Source organism: Portibacter marinus (genome assembly GCF_021533195.1).
In the GTDB taxonomy this organism is placed as follows: domain Bacteria; phylum Bacteroidota; class Bacteroidia; order Chitinophagales; family Saprospiraceae; genus Portibacter; species Portibacter marinus.
The window spans coordinates 1-16565 of record NZ_JAJNKB010000001.1 but is presented as its reverse complement, the minus strand read 5'-3'; the positions used below and the strand labels follow the sequence as shown (position 1 = coordinate 16565).

Here is a 16565-nt window from a genome sequence, read left to right as displayed (position 1 = left end):
TTTGTAAATAAGGACATATGTCTTGTCTCCCTAATCATTAGAACTTAAAGTTATCCCCATATGTGGAAAACATTCGTATAAGTAAAATTCATATTTGAATATCTTTGCTGGGCTATGAGATTGAAGTCGTTAGAGATTAAGGGGTTTAAGAGTTTTGGAAATCCAACTGTACTGCATTTTGATGAGAATGTGACCGGAATAGTAGGACCGAATGGGAGTGGTAAATCCAATGTAGTAGATGCTTTCAGATGGGTATTAGGAGAGCAAAAGTCTAAGGAATTAAGATTGGAGCAAATGGGTGATGTGCTTTTCAATGGAGCCGCTAAAAAGCAGCAAGCTAATCTTGCTGAAGTAAGCATCATCTTTGACAACACAAAAAACGTCCTTCCAACCGAATACAATACTGTTAAGATAACAAGAGCACTTTATAGAAGTGGGGATAGTGAGTATCGGATCAATGATGTGGTATGCAGATTAAAAGATATTCACATTCTTTTAATGGATACTGGAATCGGATCTAATTCTTACTCCATTATTGAGTTGGGTATGGTGGATGATATCCTTCAGGATAAGGAAAATGCCCGACGCAGAATGTTCGAGCAAGCGGCTGGTATCTCTAAGTTCAAGAAGCGCAAGAAGGAAACCCTTCAGAAACTGAAACTCACAAATGCGGATCTGGAAAGAATTGAAGATTTGCTCTATGAAATTGAAAAAAATCTAAAGGATCTTGAAAAGCAAGCAAAGCGAACCAAAAAGTACTTTGAGATCAAGGAAAAATATAAAGAATCCAGCATTCTTCTGTATAAAATAAAGTGGGATCAATTAGAAGAAGGTGTTGTCTCCCTGAATCAAAAAATTGAAGACAACAAAAAGGACTATAATGATTGGGTGGCAGAGTTATCTAAAAAGGAAGCTATCCTTGAAGAAGAGAAGCTTAAAAATTTAGAAGGTGAGCGTCATTTGTCTGCTTTTCAAAAAAATCTTAATGATTTACTAGATGATATCAGGAGGTCAGAAAATGAAAAAAACCTGCTGGCGCAAAAGATAAGTTTTTCAAAGAATAACAGTGACAAAGCAAAATTACAAATAGCTTCGGCAGAACCTCAACTTGAGGAAATACACCGCCGCAAAGTATCTCTTGAAAAACAATATCTGGAAAGAGAACAAGAATTCAAAACCCATCAGACAAGATTGCTAAAATTACAAGAAAATGTAGATCAACTAAACGGTCAATTTCAGTCTAACAAGCAATTTCAGCAAGATAAAACCAAAAATCTACAAAGGTTTCAGGAGTCCATTTTTGAATTGGATAAAAAACTCGCTGTTACCCAAAATAAGATCGAGACTTTTAAGAGAGATAAAACCGAAAGCGAAAATGAAATAATCAATATAAAGGAAGGCATTGGGGAGCAGAAAGATTCATTGCTTGAATTGGAGAAACAACTGGAGATCATTAACCAGGAATTAAATCATCTCCAAGAAAAAGAACAGAACAGAAAAGAGGTCATTCTAAAAACCGAAAATGAAATTACCCCTCAGAAAGATATGATTTCTAAGATTAATAGAAAAATCGATGCTCTAACCAATGAACAAAGCCTACTGAAGAGTATGGTTGAAAACATGGAAGGATTTTCTGAGTCTGTGAAATTTCTCCATAGTCAGTGGGACGGCAGGAAGGTGTTGCTTTCCGATGTCATTAATACGGAAGAGAAGTATAGAGCAGCTGTAGAGCAAGTTTTACAACCATACCTTAATTTTTTCATTGTCAATGACTTGCAAGAAGCAAGAGCAGCAATACAAATCCTCCAGAAAGCTCAAAAAGGCAAAGCTCAGTTTTTTCTTTTGAATGAGATCGATGAACAAAAAACAGTTGTTCACGAAGAATCGCTTGCAACCGTCATACAAACGGAGGATAAGTATCGTCCATTAATCAATCTCCTTTGTGGAAATGTCCAGATCATTTCGGAAAAGCAACTATTTAACAATTCCTCTAAAGATCAAATCATAGTATCTGAAAGTGGCTCCATCTTTAAAGGACCTGGACAAATTGCGGGAGGATCGGTCGGACTATTTGAAGGCAAGAAAATAGGTCGAAAGAAGCGGATTGAACACCTCGATAAGCAAATAAGCAAAGAAAAAATGCTTTTCGGCAAGGAGGAACTCATTTTGAGCGAGTTAAAAGAAGTTCTTGAAAAAATGAAATCGGGCGAATTCACCCATGAAATCAAAATGAAAGAAAGGTTGCGATCAGACAAAGAAAGACAAGTTTTCCTTCTTCGCTCAAAATTGGACTCTTCTGACCAAAGAATAACGAACATCGAAGCCCGACTTGTTGATCTTACATCGAAAATTGAGGAGACAACGATGGGCTTACTGGAAATCAAAACATCCAAGGAGGACTATAGGAACAAAGTAGACGCACTCAACGATGAGCTTAACGCTCAGGACTCTGACCTCGAGAAACTAAACGATGAATTGTCAAATGCCAGAAATACCTACAATGAGCAAAACATAGCGTTGATAAAGAGTGAAAATCTTTTGGAGGGCATTAGCAAAGACATTAGATATCAAGATCATAGCATAAGTGAATTAAAGCAAAATCTACGCGACGCTAAGAAAACCTTAGAAAAACAAACCATTGAGCTTGATGAATCCACTGAAAAGTTGGACAAGCTTTCAGAAGAATTGAGACTAAAGTATCAGAAGAGATCTTCAGAACAAGAAGATCTGACCAAGGCTGAGCAGGCTTATTTTAAGGCAAGGGCACTGGCCAATGAAGTGGAAGACGATATTCGAAAGCTATCTAAAAACATCAACGATAAGCAATACCTGATCAATCAACTCAAGGACAAGTTGAACGACTTTAAGTTTCGAAAAAATAGCATTAGAGAAAGGCTGAGTATCGAATTTGAATATAAAGTTTCAGACCTATTTGACGTTGAAATCGAAGAAGGTAACCATGAAACGGAATTAGAATTGCAAGTCGAAAAATACAAACGACGTCTTGACAATTATGGAGAAATAAACCCGATGGCGCTCGAGGCCTACGACGAGATGGAGAAGCGTTTCATTCACATCACTGAGCAGCGTGATGATATTAATAAGGCGAAGGTTAGTTTGATGAATACCATCAGTGAAATAGAAGAAACGGCTACCCAATTATTTCTGGATTCATTTAATGAAGTACGAAAGCATTTTGTGGTTGTGTTTAGGAGTCTTTTTACCCAAGGTGATGACTGTGATTTGGTGCTGGAAGATGAAAATGATCCACTTAATTCTAAAATCGAGATTATAGCCAAGCCTAAAGGAAAGAGACCCAAGTCCCTCAGCCAATTATCAGGTGGGGAGAAAACGCTGACAGCAACTGCTTTGCTCTTTTCTTTATACCTTTTGAAGCCAGCACCTTTCTGTATTTTTGACGAGGTTGACGCCCCTCTGGACGACACCAATATTCAAAAGTTTGCCAACATTATCAGAGCATTTTCGGATAAGTCTCAATTCATCATTGTAACCCATAATAAAGCCACCATGGCGGAAGTCGATGTACTCTATGGTGTTTTCATGCAAAAGAAAGGTATTTCGTCAGTAAGTGCTGTGGATTTTAGAAGTTATGAAGAAAAGGGAACAGTGGCGAATGTAGAATTGAATACCTATTAAAAAAGGAGTGCCTTAACAGAAGCACTCCTCTTGGTTGGTTTTTAACCGTTACAGCGGTCACCAAATGATGAACAACTTCCATGCCATATATATTACAGGAATCTATAATATAAGGGCATTTACTTTACGTCTCCGTACTTAATAACCGTAAAATCAATATTTTGTTGATCTAAATTCATAAGAATGGGAATGCTTTCTTTGCAATACTCAGAACTGGTTCCACAGCGCGAATCAATAGCTTGCCAGGATTTGCCAACTTTGAATTCATCTTTCAATTGGAGAATGAGTTTGCGGATACTTAGTAAATCCGCTGTGGATACTGTACCACTGTCGTTTACATCCGCTGCTAAAAGCTGGAATGGATCCAATGTAAGTATTTGAAGGATATGACGTTGTATGATGACAATGTCAATGGTAGAAATACCTTTTTTAGAGAACTCATTGATTTCCATAGATATCACAGCTGAATCAAGAACTGGAAATTGGGCCGAAGGATAAGTAAAGCTGTCTGGTACCATATAAAAACTATCAGGTTGCGTTGAAGATCTCAAGATCAGGCTATATGGAGGTAATTCTTCACCTTTATAATCAATAACATTTATGGTAATCCGAGTACCCTCTGCCATTCCTGAATTTTGATTTTTAATTTCAACTACCTTTTCTTTTACTTTCGTCAATGTAGCTTCTACACCACTTGCAGCAATATCGAAGTGTACGGTCTTATCAGGTTCAATCACAATAAAGGTGGGTGATCCAAAAAATGTCCCAAAATCTCCATTTCGATAAGGTGCTGTTGCCTGGAAAGCACCACCATCGTTTCCTGCTGCTGGAAATGTCAGACCATATTGCTCTTTGTAACCTTGCACATCTTCGTTACTGTCCCAGCTTTTAGTACTCAGTAAAAGAAACTCAACGCTATCTTCTCCTGCACCTAATTCTTCGTATAAATTTTGAAATGGCTCGTTATAAGGCTTGCAAATTGGACAGTCTACAAAAAACATTTTGATGACTACGATTTTTCCTTGATCAAGGTAATCTTCATATAAATGATGTTCTTTTCCATCAGAATCAGTTATGGTAAAATTGGGTGCAATTTGGCCACTTAACCATTGACCTAAAAACAATAAAAACAAGATAGACGTTAAGTTCTTCATTACTTTAGTTTCAAATGTATTCTCAATAATTGTTCCTTAAAAATAGTTAAATCGCTTATCATCAGTAGTTTTGTAACAGACAAATCAGTATGAACGACACTTTAGTACAATTTCAGGACTGGGGCAGGATATCCTATCGTGATGCATGGGATAAGCAGACCATCCTTCATAATCGGTTGAAAGATCGAAAAATTAAAAACCGACGGGAAGGTCTGGAAGAAACACAGGAGCATTTTTTAATTTATTGTGAGCATCAACCGGTATATACATTGGGTAAAAGTGGAAGTATGAATCACTTGTTGCTTAGTGAAGAAGACTTAAAACAAAGAGAGATTGACTTTTTTAAAATCAACCGGGGTGGTGACATCACTTATCATGGGCCGGGGCAAATCGTGGTTTATCCGATATTCGACCTGGATGAATTTTTTACAGATGTTCATCAATATGTGAGGTATCTGGAAGAAGCAGTGATCAGGACACTAGCACACTTTGAAATACAAGCAGAGCGGCTAAAGGATTACACGGGAGTTTGGTTGCCCAGAGACCAAAATGGTCCGCAAAGGAAAATATGTGCCATTGGTGTCCATCTTTCCAGATGGGTGACCATGCATGGATTGGCATTCAATGTAAATACAGATCTTGAATACTTCCGTTATATTATACCATGTGGTATCGCTGAGAAGGATAAAGATGTCACATCCCTGGAAAGAGAATTGGGCCGCAAGGTGGATTACAAGGGTGTCAAAGAAATTCTAAAGTCAGAATTTCAGCGTCTTTTTGAGTTTAAATTTTCTGGAATAGATTAATCATTGGTCTAGGCATTCAGAAAAGTAAGCCTACATTATCTTGACAAGTCTTTATTTTCAAGGAGTTTTGTAATATAAGATATTTACCCTTACGAGGGCATGTATTTTTCAAAGCAGACACTGGTTTTGACTCCCTGGTATTGTCCATAGTTTTCGATGACCATATACCTGTTTTTCTTATAAAGGCCAATGGCTTCAGGCTGTCTGATCCCCGTTTCCAGAATACATCTATTAAATCCGAGTTCCCGCGCCCATTCCTCCAGAAAATTTAAGATTTGAGAGGCAAAGCCTTGGCCTCTTTCCTGTACATCCACCCACATTCTTTTCACTTCCATAGTCTGGTCATCCCATTGCTTGATCGCTCCACAACCTATTGCCCTACCATTTTTAATGGCGACCACCACATATTTAATGTCATCAAGCTGATTATATTGATCATAGAATTCGTGATCATCGCCATCTCTTATGGTCAGATCTTCATCCAGCTTTTTAACCAAGCGAACAAAATCAGGGTCAGCCGCATTTGTTTTTTTTAGATCAAGCATAAAAATCTTTATCTTTCAAATGTAAAATCTTTATATAATGAGAGCAATTTTCTTGATTGGAATATTTATGATTTCTTGTACTGGCAGCAAGCCACTTCCCAAAATGGAGGAAGTGTCAGAATGGAAAGATCTTTTTAATGGTAGAGACCTGTCTGGATGGACTGCAAAAATACATCATTATGAAGCTGGCGATAACTACGCGAATACATTTAGAGCAGAAGATGGGATGATTAAGGTGCGCTATGATGACTATGAAGGAGAATTCAATGATCGTTTCGGCCATCTTTATACTGATCAATCCTATTCCAACTTTCACCTGATATTAGAATATCGTTTTGTGGGAGATATCCATCCTGGCACACCTGCCTATGCTTTGAAGAACAGTGGTGTTATGTTTCATAGCCAGGATCCCAAAACCATGTTGAAAGAACAAAACTGGCCTATTTCAGTAGAAATGCAATTTTTAGCAGGTATTACCCCAGGGGAAGAACGTCCAACTGGAAATATGTGCAGTCCTGGAACAGAAGTCTATTATAAAGATGAAATGGACCCACGACATTGCATACCCTCAAGTTCAGATACCTATTTTGGAGATCAATGGGTTAAGGCAGAGTTAATTGTACATGGTGATTCTTTAGTTCAACATTATATCAATGGTGAGAAGGTGCTTGAATATACCAAGCCTCAAATAGGAGGTGGGGTGGTAGCTGGTTATGACCCCGCACTCAAAATCGACGGTCAGCTTTTAAGCAAAGGTCATATTGCCTTGCAGGCAGAAGGCCAACCCATCGATTTTAGAAACATTATGATTAGGGAGTTGTAGAACATTCAACTTCATAATTGAGTATATAAAGAAAAGGTTAATGGCGACTAGACTTAAGAGAACTTTGATTTTGCTAAGAGATACCGGGCAAAGTTTCTTTCAGAAAGATCCAATGACCTATGGAGCTTCGATTGCATTTTATACACTAATCTCATTGCCGGCCATCACACTATTGATCTCAATGCTGATCGGTACGGCTTATCAGTCAGATAACGTCCAGGATAAACTACTGCAGCAGCTCCACCAATTTATGGGTCAGTCCAGTGTGGAAACCGTAGATATGATTTTGGAGAATGCAGGTGACCTGGGAGAGACATGGTGGGCGAAGGCGATAACCATTGGAACGCTGGTCTTTAGTGCAACTACAGTTTTTATCTCCTTGCAGAATGCACTGAATAACATTTGGAACCTTAAACCAAAACCTGAGTCATCTATTGTTAAGTATTTGGTAAACAGACTATTAAGCTTTGCAATGGTTGTGAGTCTTGGCTTTTTATTGTTGGTGACTCTTGCCGTAGATAGTGTGGTTCTTCTTATTGAAAATTACCTCACAGACTTGCTCTCGGGTGCTGCAATGGTGCTGGTTCAGACGCTAAATTTTACCATCAGTTTAATTCTTACTACTTTTCTATTTGCACTGATATTTAAGTTTTTGCCAGATGCCGAAATAAAGTGGCGACAAGTGCGATTGGGCGGTCTGGTAACCGCTATTCTTTTTATTATCGGCAAATATTTATTGGGTATTTATCTCAGTTTTTCAGATGTAGGTTCCGCCTATGGAGCAGCCGGATCGTTGGTTCTGTTTCTGACCTGGATCTACTATTCAAGCATCATACTGTTGTTTGGTGCCAATTTTACTTACGTCTATGCCAAATTGCATGATAACTATATACAGCCTTCTAAACACGCTACTTTTGTGGAGGAGAAAGAGGTTGAAAATATGCAATAGCATATATATTACAGAGATTCTATAATACTTATATGCGCGTACGTTCTAAATAAGTTCAATTACTCTTTCCCTGTAGAAAAAAGCATTGAATCCCCATTGTATTTACCGAACTTGAAATTCTTAATGTGTACCATTCCCAATTTTCTAAGTAACTTTTTAGACGTTTCATTTTTATCACTCGTAATACCATAAATTGTTGACAAATTAGACGCTGTCATGATCTTTTCAGCGGCTTCAAATGTGTAGCCATTCCCAGCAAACTTAGGTAGTATCGCAAACCCTATATCCACATGATCTAATTGTTCTCTCTTCAAAAATCCACATAATCCAATCGGAGTCTCACTTGATTTCTGTTCCATGATATACATGCCAAATCCATTAATCTGATAACTTCTAACGAGTTGGTTTTGAATATACATCTGAGCATCGCCAAGTGAATGAATCTGCCGATCTCCAATAAATTCTATCCATGTTGGATTATTCAATAGATCAAAAATAAATGCGTCATCCTCCATAGAGGCTTCTCTCAAAATAAGACGATCAGTTTCATATTTTATCATGCGGGAAAAAATTATCATTTTGAAATATAAATTTTCAACCGATGTCCATAGTTAATCTTTTCGGATCGATAAATACTAATGCCAAACCGACAGCAGTATATAATGCTCTGGATGATTTTCATGCCTCGAAAAAGTGGTCTCTTTGGCTTCAAGCAAGCTATAACGCTCCTTTATCAATCTGCTTATGGGCATAATCAACGGCCCTCGCAGTCAATGCCATATAAGTGATGCTCGGATTCTGAGTAGCTGAACTGGTCATACATGAACCGTCCGTCACAAAAACATTTTTTACTTCGTGCATTTGATTCCACTGATTAAGTACACTTGTTTCAGGATCTCTCCCCATCCTGGCCGTGCCCATTTCGTGAATGGCTGCTCCGACGGCTGTAGCCGAATTGTAGGAAGAAATATCTGTACAACCAGCAGCTTCAAGCATTTCCTCTGCACATCTGACGCCATCCACCCTCAATTTCATTTCATTTTCTCTCAGTTGTGCGTCGAAAGTGATGATCGGCATCCCATGCTTGTCCTTTTTATCAAAGTTTAACCACATGCGATTTTCATGATAGGGTAGCAATTCCCCGAAGCATGTCATACTGATTCGATATGGTCCCGGTTTAAAAATGGCGTCCTTCAACTCTTCTCCAAGCAGTCCTTCTGGATTGTTATTATCACGTGATGCTCGACCTTGATAGCCGAATCCTCTGATATAATCTTTCCTCCTCGTATTTTCATCAATGTTCCTGAAGCGAGGGATGTAAAAACCCAATGGTTTTCTCCCCTTGTAATATTTGTCTTCAAAACCAGGCAGGGTGGCAGAAGCACCCATGCCATAATGATGATCCATCATGTTGTGACCGAGTTCACCACTTGTATTGCCTAAACCATCTGGAAATTCAGAGGATCTTGAATTTAACAGGATAGCGGTAGTTCCTATCGTACTGGCATTACAGAAAATAATTTTCGCAAAAAATTCTAATTCTTCGCCTGTATTGGCATCTTTCACTCTTACGCCTGTTGCCTTTCTGGTTTCAGCATCAAACATAATCTCATGAACTATAGAATCGGGTCTAAGACTTAAATTACCAGTATCCATAGCAACAGGGATGGTAGAAGAAACAGAACTAAAATAAGCTCCATAAGGACAACCTCGCCAGCATCTGTTACGCGATTGACACTGTCCCCGAGTTCCCTTGTGTTTATCGGGATCATATTCTGTAAGATTTGCTACTCTTCCAGGCGTGATGACCCTGTCCGGATATTTTTTAGCGACAGCCTCGCGAAAATATTGCTCGGCACAATTCAATTCAAAGGCTTTGAGAAATTTGCCATCGGGTACCTGTTTGAGGCCTTCTTTCTGCCCACTTACACCTACGAAAGTTTCTACATAGTCATACCATGGCTCAATATCTTTGTATCGAATAGGCCAATCCACTGCGATACCGTCTTTCAAATTAGCTTCGAAGTCAATATCACTCCATCTATAGCAATGCCTCCCCCACATAATAGATCTTCCTCCTACGTGATGACCTCTGATCCAATCAAATCTATTGACTTCATCGTAGGGATATTCGTCATCCTTGTTAATCCAATGCTTATTGTCCTCATTGACCCACCAATTGAGTCTATTTTGTTTGTAATAGTGCTGAGCTATTTCTTCAGCAGTCACCTTATTTTGATGGTCCAGTTCCCAGGGATCCAGGCTGGCGGTTGGATACTCTCCGTGCTTCACCATACGGCCTCTCTCAAGCATGAGCGTCTTGTGGCCTTTTTTACACAATTCCATAGCAGCCCATCCACCACTAATGCCTGAACCGATGACAATTGCATCATAGGTTCTTTCTTCTTTTCCTTTTTGGTTAAAACTCATATGGCCCATGCTTTTCCATCTACCTCTGATAGTTCAATACATCCCTCATATTCGCCAGGGACTGGTAGATAATTTAAAAATTCTTTTCCTACTTTTTCCGTATTTAGGTAATACGCTACACTTTGTTGCTTGAGCGCTTGAAATCCATTTCTCAGCACTTCATCATCGCCCTGCTCGATTAACAAAAGTTGTGATTTATCGATGGTCTCTAAAGAATTGAGGTGATTCATAAGTACCTTGGACTGATCTGCATAGATTTGCTTTTCAGGTTCCGGATAAACATTGGCCACCATATCATCTATCATAACATGAACGCCTACCTCCGAAGCGGAAGGACTATCAGTGGCAGGTAATATAGTATCAACTACTTTCTTAACAATGGCAAAATCGTCTTCTGAAAAAAATTGTGGTTTATATGTATTAACGTTTTTGACCTCTGATGCACAACTTTCTAAAGAAAGTAATAATGGAGCACCGACTGCAGCTCCGGTAAATAAGGCAGTATATTTTAGTACTTGTCGTCTTTTCATCTTTAAAACTAAAAAAAGATTTTGAATCTCATGGAGGGAGGTTTAGTTGTATTAGAAATTTAAATTAAATTTCAGGATGGAAAAACAGATTAGCCCATGCTTATGGTTTAATTCCAATGCTAGAGAGGCTGCGGAGTTTCACTGTCAACTTTTCAATGGAGAAATTTTCGAAGATAATGGTTTGACCGTCCAGTACAAGCTTAATGATCGATTATTCACCGCCTTAAACGGTGGTCCTCAATATGAAATTAATGAAGCCATATCATTTATGGTGTATTGTGGTTCTGATCAGGAAATAGAAAGAATTTATGAGCGGCTACTGGAGAATGGGAAAGCATTGATGGAATTAGGCGCTTATCCTTGGACCCGAAAATATGCATGGGTCAAAGATCAATATGGTGTTTCGTGGCAACTGGACGTGGATACCATCAACAATGCGCAAAACATTGTACCCTCTGTCATGTTTGTGAACGACCAAAATGCTGCCATAGATCAGGCACTTGATTTCTACCATAGAATATTCCCCACTAGTTCAGTGCTCATGAAAGCTGAATATGAACCTTCATTTGGAATGCCTGAAGGTGCGATACAATTTGCTCAACATAAATTAAATGGAAACATTTTCAGCTTTATGAGTAGTCATGTTCATCACGATTGGAACATCAATGAGGCCATTTCATTTGTACTAAGATGTGATGATCAGGATGAAATGGACCATTATTGGTCAAGTTTGATTGCTGCGGAAGCTCAAGAAGGTCAATGTGGATGGCTGAAGGACAAATATGGCGTCTCGTGGCAGGTCATTCCGAAAAATTTGGGAGAACTCCTTCAGAATAACGAAAGTGTAGAGCGGATGTTGAAGATGAAAAAGATTGTAATTGCCGACTTGTAACTGTTGAAATGAAGTTAAATCCAATAGCAATAATAGCTTTATTTTTAGCATGTGTGATCGGATGGTCTCTGGGTTCTCTGAAAATACCCTATTTGGAACGAGACAGTTCCTATTTACTTGGACTTGCTGCCGGACTATCCCTTGGCCTCCTAATATTCATTTACCAAAGATCGGATCAGCATAAATCTACCATTTTTTCTATTCTATTTTCAAGCCTCATATTATGTCTTGTGATCGGCATTACCTATTTGTGGATGGAGAATAGACAATTCAGAGAACGCTCCTACATAGAAAATGAAAAATTGCAACAACATAATGATTTCATTATAGCTGATTTAAGAGCAAAAGCAAATGTCATATTGGATTCTACTATTTGGAGACTTTCTGAAGAACATCGAAAAAATGGAATTGTAAGTTCTGAAAGTATAGATCAACTGAAAGTGGTAAACAGAACGTTTGCTCCTACCGAAATCCAATATTCTGATCAATATACCATCAAGACTAGTCCGGAAAGAGGCCAGATGCTTCTACTAATAAAAGCCTTGAATCTTGATTCGCTTTCATTTTCACGAATAATAAATACAATTTCATTCGAATATGCAGATCTTAGGAATGCAGACCTGGAAGGTAGTCATTTGGAAGGCATCAATTTGAAAAATGCCATGCTTCAAGAATCAAATCTTAATCACGTGAATCTCTCAAATGCTATAATATCTGATGCAAATTTTGAAAAAACAACGATGAAAGGTGCCGTTTTACGAAATACAGATGCTACCAATTCTAACTTTCAATGGGCTAATCTGGATTCTGCAACGATAGTAAACTCAACTTTTCATAAGAGTTTAATGCAAAATTCAACTTTAAACCATACGCAAATTCTAAATTCAAATTTTAATAGGACGGTGTTGTCTTATGCAAAAATTTGTAATGCAGAAATTAAGGGAGGGAATTGGGATTATTCATTCCTGAATAAAGCCTCTGTTAAAGGAAGCAATTTTGAAAATACTCAAATGGTTGGAGTCAATCTCAGTGAAACCAATATGGAAGAAACTCATTTTGAAAATGTAAATCTTGACTTTGCATATGTTAATGATCTTAATTGGTTCGAACTTCTTGCAGACTATGGTGTCGTTAACCATGAAAAAATAAAACAGACTTATGCCATCCAGGACAATGAAAAGGAGCCATTTTATCTTCGTCTTTTCATCAGACAATAGATCACATCATACCTTTGCTATGAAGGTTGATTTTATTAATTTTAGTGGCAAACTTATATACTAAGGGGTCTTGTTCTGAAAAAGCCTTCATTTGGATATCTAAAGACCACATAAAATAACTCTGTAGATCATTTAAAAAAGACACCAGTAATTTTTGGTCCCAAATGGTGTATCGGTTGATACCATATTTTATTCTCAGCATTTTTCCTAATTCCTGTCCCCATTTATTATTGATCACATCGATGTAATTATCCAGAGGGCCTTCATCTAAATCGTTAATTTGAGTCTCTGAAAACTCTCCGGTAATTAACTCTGGCAATTTATTTCTCTCATGGGTATCAGCAATAAAATCAGCTAGTTTTTCACCGTAGAGTGCCGTCATAAAAGCCTGGGAAATAACATGATTAAAAGTGTTAATATATCCTTTCTCTGAAAAGTCCTCAGTTTGTAAATCCTTTATAGTTTCCTTGCGAATATTATCTTGCATCGCAACTGCCACATTATAAAATGCTATGTCACCATTTCCGAAATAATAAGGCCTGTTTCTTGCTAACAACCAGATTTTCAACATGTCATATCGATTGGCTATGAAATAGGGAGACTTTACCATCAGGCTTAATTTATCCAATATGCTTCCATTATTAGCATCTGTTATTTCTGATTCTTTAAGTCCTTCGCATAGTTTACTCACCAATTCACGATCTTTATAGCGCTGTATTAATTCAACACAAGATCTTGGACGTTCGTAATATTCAATTTTTACCTCTTTTTTAAATTCTTCAAAGGAGTCAAATCTGGTTGTCAATAAAATACCCTTGTGATCTAAACTGGGAAAATTATTTGTTTTTGTCTCCCGGGAACAGTTGAAAAGCAACAGAGTGCAGGCGCACTTCAACAATATCTTATGGAGGTTAATAGGTTTCAATTTTTGATATGATCACTCGGTGAGGAATCTGTAAATCGATTATTTGATGAGTTATGGAGGATGATAGGCACCTCTTGTATGGGGCCATGCATCTTCACTTTGACAAAGGAACTGTTGTGAACATCATCTAAAACCATTGCAGGTCTGTAGTCTTTCTCCTTCAGATGAAAATGGACTTGATTCAAACTTAAGCCCATGACATGCCTGCAATACAAGCCCCATGCGGGTAACTCGCCGAACATAGAAAACTCAGGATATTCATCGATTTCTTCGGGAATCTGCTTTAATCTTTCTAACGGTGCATTGGCTAGTCCGGCATTTCCTCGTCCGGGATGGTATATATTAATGTTTTCCAGTTGAATGTTTTCTACAGGATATCCCGGAATTCCTACGATAGATGCCGGGAAGGTATTATGAAAAAAGGGTAGAGCAGGTCCTCGAATATCATATGGATAATCAGGTCTCTCAAATGCTACTTTTACCTCTACATTTCTGATCGTCAGATTCCTTAATACACCCATTTTTTCTTTCTTTGATCGTTCTCCAAGGCGTATAAAGAGGGCATTTCCCGTATTTTCAGCCGAGATGTTTTCAATCAAAATGTTTTCTAAGACGGCTCCATCTACACATTCAATGGCAATAGCCGAGCGAAAAGTGTCATAAATTTTGATGTTATTTATTTTGATATTTCTAAATCCACCATGAGAGACCGTTCCAAATTTTACGGCACTGGCACTTGATCTGACCACACAGTTTTCGATGGTGATGCTGTCGCAATAATGATCAGAGGATTGGGATTTCAGGCAAATTCCATCATCTGCCGAATTAATAAAGGAATTACTTAAGATTACATTGATACAATCTTGTATATCTACCCCATCGTTGTTCCAATAGGCGTCACTATCCACTGTGATGCTGTCGATCATCACGTTCCTGCATTTGTCATAGGTTTGAACCCAACATGCTGCGTCTTTGAAAGTAATTCCTTTAATGACTACATCTTCACATGCTACCAATTCCAAAATTTGTGGACGTAAATAATACTTAGGTCTCATTTCAACGAAGTTGTAATCAGCACTATCTATTTTGCCTTCATAAAATAAGTTGTCGATATTTACAGCTAGCGTTCTTCCTTGTCCGTTGATGGTGCCTTTCCCGGTAATTTTGATGTTTCGTTCACCTTGCGCTATGATCAGCGCTTTCCATCTATTTATCTTGTAGTATTGGTCAATATCCGTACTTCCTAGTAGCACTGCCTCTTGATGGAGCTTTAATTCCACATTAGATTTTAAGTAAAGTGTACCGGTCAGAAATGTTCCGTTAGGTATATAGACAATTCCATTTTCAGACACGCTGGCAGTATCTATTGCCCTTTGAATAGCAGTAGTATTCAATGACTTACCATCGGGCAGTGCACCATAATCTAAGATGTTGATTTCCCTTCCTTTAAGTACAGCGGCAGAAAGGCAGACTGCGAGGATGACTAAGATTCTATGTATAATAATATTCAAATTCCGTGATATGATCTAAATATAATATTTGCAGTGATGCTTTTGGAAGGTTTAAGATAAAAAGTTAGTGATGAGAGAGGAGGAGTGACGAAGGGGCTCTTAATTCTTATCTGTTTTTGTGCTTCGTTAATTATTGATATGATTCAAATAGTTCTCAATTTTATCGTACAAATCAAGTGCTTTTTTCATTTAAACTATTAGACCAACTTATTTCTGTATTGGTTTTCAGCTTTCTACCTACGACAATGCTTTCAAATTAAACACTTTCTATTACCACTTTTCTATTATTTGTTCTTGCAGCTCTTGTTTCAAAATAAGGATTAATACCGGATATATAATCAGCTAAATCCCAGTTCTTTTAAACGAATCCTTCGACATATTCTCTTGCAAAATGATTATGAGCTTCAACAAGCTTTGAAAACTTTTCAGTTTCTGAGTAGTAGATGTAGATAGATTCTCTCAATTCGTTGTTATTAATCCATTTGAAATGACCACCTGATTCCATAGATTTTAATGCTGTATTTACAGAATAAAAGGATTTCTCTCTGGCAACATTTCCTATTTCATTTAAAGGCAACTTTTGAGTTTCTATTGGATTTGCTAATATTTTGAAAAAATTATCGATGTGTTTTTGAATAGACTCATTGTAGGTAATCTGATCATCTAATTTGTTAATGTCTTCCTTCAAATTTAACTGCATAAGCTCGAATGAAGCTTTGAGTTGTTCCTTTTCCTGACTTTTTTGATTTAAATTATTGATTTGTAATGCAATTAAGATTCCAATAACCACAAGTATGATTTCTCCAATTGCATAAAGAAGATATCTACTAAATTTGCCGTCAGAGATTAGTCGCTGCCGTATGTGTCTAAAGAACTTAATCATGTTATTTGATTTTTTTTGTTATCAAGGTTTGTTCTGAAGTTCCCCCCGAAAATTAGACAGTGAATATAGTTTGATTACAAACCATTAAATTTACTGTTATGAGTAGAAAAAAGTATACCAGCAAATTCAAGACAGATGTCGTATTGGAGGCCTTAAAGGAGCGAAGCACGATTGCTCAGCTTGCACAGAAATATGATATCCATCCACAGATGATCACCAATTGGAAGCGAGAGTTTTTATCAA

At 37.7% G+C, this 16565-nt stretch carries 15 protein-coding genes; 7 read left to right on the top strand and 8 right to left on the bottom strand.

The annotated features are described in order from the left end of the window. The first annotated feature begins 114 nt into the window (after nt 1–114). Nucleotides 115–3657: a chromosome segregation protein SMC gene (gene smc, locus L2567_RS00070; RefSeq protein WP_235295637.1), complete on the top strand. Its 3543-nt coding sequence runs from the start codon at nt 115–117 to the stop codon at nt 3655–3657. 119 nt (nt 3658–3776) lie between these two features. Here smc and L2567_RS00065 read toward each other — a convergent pair whose 3' ends face one another. Next, nucleotides 3777–4811, bottom strand: a complete 1035-nt coding sequence (locus L2567_RS00065) for a redoxin domain-containing protein (protein WP_235295636.1) — start codon at nt 4809–4811, stop codon at nt 3777–3779. An 89-nt stretch (nt 4812–4900) separates the two neighbouring features. Here L2567_RS00065 and lipB point away from each other — a divergent pair, with 89 nt between their 5' ends. Beyond that, nucleotides 4901–5617, top strand: a complete 717-nt coding sequence (lipB, locus tag L2567_RS00060) for a lipoyl(octanoyl) transferase LipB (protein ID WP_235295635.1) — start codon at nt 4901–4903, stop codon at nt 5615–5617. 89 nt (nt 5618–5706) lie between these two features. Here lipB and L2567_RS00055 read toward each other — a convergent pair whose 3' ends face one another. Continuing rightward, nucleotides 5707–6162: a GNAT family N-acetyltransferase gene (locus L2567_RS00055; RefSeq protein WP_235295634.1), complete on the bottom strand. Its 456-nt coding sequence runs from the start codon at nt 6160–6162 to the stop codon at nt 5707–5709. A gap of 37 nt (nt 6163–6199) precedes the next feature. Between L2567_RS00055 and L2567_RS00050 the strand changes: the two genes are divergently transcribed. Both L2567_RS00050 and L2567_RS00045 read left to right on the top strand, forming a co-directional pair. Further along, nucleotides 6200–6985 carry a 3-keto-disaccharide hydrolase gene (locus L2567_RS00050; RefSeq protein ID WP_235295633.1) on the top strand — a complete coding sequence of 262 codons (786 nt, stop codon included), beginning with the start codon at nt 6200–6202 and terminating at the stop codon, nt 6983–6985. Nucleotides 6986–7025: 40 nt separating this feature from the next. Continuing rightward, nucleotides 7026–7934 (top strand): YihY/virulence factor BrkB family protein, encoded by a 909-nt coding sequence (locus L2567_RS00045; RefSeq protein ID WP_235295632.1) that lies wholly within the window; start codon nt 7026–7028, stop codon nt 7932–7934. A gap of 59 nt (nt 7935–7993) precedes the next feature. Here L2567_RS00045 and L2567_RS00040 read toward each other — a convergent pair whose 3' ends face one another. From L2567_RS00040 to L2567_RS00030, 3 genes are all read right to left on the bottom strand, one after another. Further along, nucleotides 7994–8494 (bottom strand): GNAT family N-acetyltransferase, encoded by a 501-nt coding sequence (locus tag L2567_RS00040; protein ID WP_235295631.1) that lies wholly within the window; start codon nt 8492–8494, stop codon nt 7994–7996. A gap of 157 nt (nt 8495–8651) precedes the next feature. Then, a complete protein-coding gene (locus L2567_RS00035; RefSeq protein WP_235295630.1) occupies nt 8652–10364 on the bottom strand; it encodes a GMC oxidoreductase in 1713 nt (570 codons plus the stop codon). Beyond that, nucleotides 10361–10894 (bottom strand): gluconate 2-dehydrogenase subunit 3 family protein, encoded by a 534-nt coding sequence (locus tag L2567_RS00030; protein ID WP_235295629.1) that lies wholly within the window; start codon nt 10892–10894, stop codon nt 10361–10363. The genes L2567_RS00035 and L2567_RS00030 overlap by 4 nt, the downstream gene beginning before the upstream one ends. 76 nt (nt 10895–10970) lie before the next feature. Here L2567_RS00030 and L2567_RS00025 point away from each other — a divergent pair, with 76 nt between their 5' ends. Continuing rightward, nucleotides 10971–11786, top strand: a complete 816-nt coding sequence (locus L2567_RS00025) for a VOC family protein (protein ID WP_235295628.1) — start codon at nt 10971–10973, stop codon at nt 11784–11786. Between the two features lie 8 nt (nt 11787–11794). Continuing rightward, on the top strand, nt 11795–13003 hold the full coding sequence (locus tag L2567_RS00020; protein ID WP_235295627.1) for a pentapeptide repeat-containing protein: 1209 nt from the start codon (nt 11795–11797) through the stop codon (nt 13001–13003). 1 nt (nt 13004) lies between these two features. Here the strand turns inward: L2567_RS00020 and L2567_RS00015 are convergent, their stop codons facing one another. From L2567_RS00015 to L2567_RS00005, 3 genes are all read right to left on the bottom strand, one after another. After that, the gene (locus L2567_RS00015; RefSeq protein WP_235295626.1) at nt 13005–13808 is read right to left on the bottom strand and encodes a hypothetical protein; all 804 of its coding nucleotides are present in this window, start codon (nt 13806–13808) and stop codon (nt 13005–13007) included. A gap of 116 nt (nt 13809–13924) precedes the next feature. Continuing rightward, the gene (locus L2567_RS00010) at nt 13925–15439 is read right to left on the bottom strand and encodes a glycoside hydrolase family 28 protein (protein ID WP_235295625.1); all 1515 of its coding nucleotides are present in this window, start codon (nt 15437–15439) and stop codon (nt 13925–13927) included. 358 nt (nt 15440–15797) lie between these two features. Continuing rightward, nucleotides 15798–16322 (bottom strand): hypothetical protein, encoded by a 525-nt coding sequence (locus tag L2567_RS00005; RefSeq protein WP_235295624.1) that lies wholly within the window; start codon nt 16320–16322, stop codon nt 15798–15800. A gap of 98 nt (nt 16323–16420) precedes the next feature. On the opposite strand from L2567_RS00005, the gene L2567_RS21230 reads away from it, so the two are divergent. Further along, on the top strand, nt 16421–16565 hold a 145-nt coding region (locus L2567_RS21230), incomplete at its 3' end, for a transposase (protein WP_406626638.1).

What these genes read in the sequence shown, in the direction of transcription:
- L2567_RS00020 (WP_235295627.1), top strand. Translation starts at nt 11,795, where the DNA reads ATGAAGTTAAATCCAATAGCAATAATAGCTTTATTTTTAGCATGTGTG.
- L2567_RS00040 (WP_235295631.1), bottom strand. Translation starts at nt 8,494, where the DNA reads ATGATAAAATATGAAACTGATCGTCTTATTTTGAGAGAAGCCTCTATG.
- smc (WP_235295637.1), top strand. Translation starts at nt 115, where the DNA reads ATGAGATTGAAGTCGTTAGAGATTAAGGGGTTTAAGAGTTTTGGAAAT.
- L2567_RS00025 (WP_235295628.1), top strand. Translation starts at nt 10,971, where the DNA reads ATGGAAAAACAGATTAGCCCATGCTTATGGTTTAATTCCAATGCTAGA.
- L2567_RS00045 (WP_235295632.1), top strand. Translation starts at nt 7,026, where the DNA reads ATGGCGACTAGACTTAAGAGAACTTTGATTTTGCTAAGAGATACCGGG.
- L2567_RS00030 (WP_235295629.1), bottom strand. Translation starts at nt 10,894, where the DNA reads ATGAAAAGACGACAAGTACTAAAATATACTGCCTTATTTACCGGAGCT.
- L2567_RS00065 (WP_235295636.1), bottom strand. Translation starts at nt 4,811, where the DNA reads ATGAAGAACTTAACGTCTATCTTGTTTTTATTGTTTTTAGGTCAATGG.
- L2567_RS00050 (WP_235295633.1), top strand. Translation starts at nt 6,200, where the DNA reads ATGAGAGCAATTTTCTTGATTGGAATATTTATGATTTCTTGTACTGGC.
- L2567_RS00055 (WP_235295634.1), bottom strand. Translation starts at nt 6,162, where the DNA reads ATGCTTGATCTAAAAAAAACAAATGCGGCTGACCCTGATTTTGTTCGC.
- lipB (WP_235295635.1), top strand. Translation starts at nt 4,901, where the DNA reads ATGAACGACACTTTAGTACAATTTCAGGACTGGGGCAGGATATCCTAT.
- L2567_RS00035 (WP_235295630.1), bottom strand. Translation starts at nt 10,364, where the DNA reads ATGAGTTTTAACCAAAAAGGAAAAGAAGAAAGAACCTATGATGCAATT.
- L2567_RS00005 (WP_235295624.1), bottom strand. Translation starts at nt 16,322, where the DNA reads ATGATTAAGTTCTTTAGACACATACGGCAGCGACTAATCTCTGACGGC.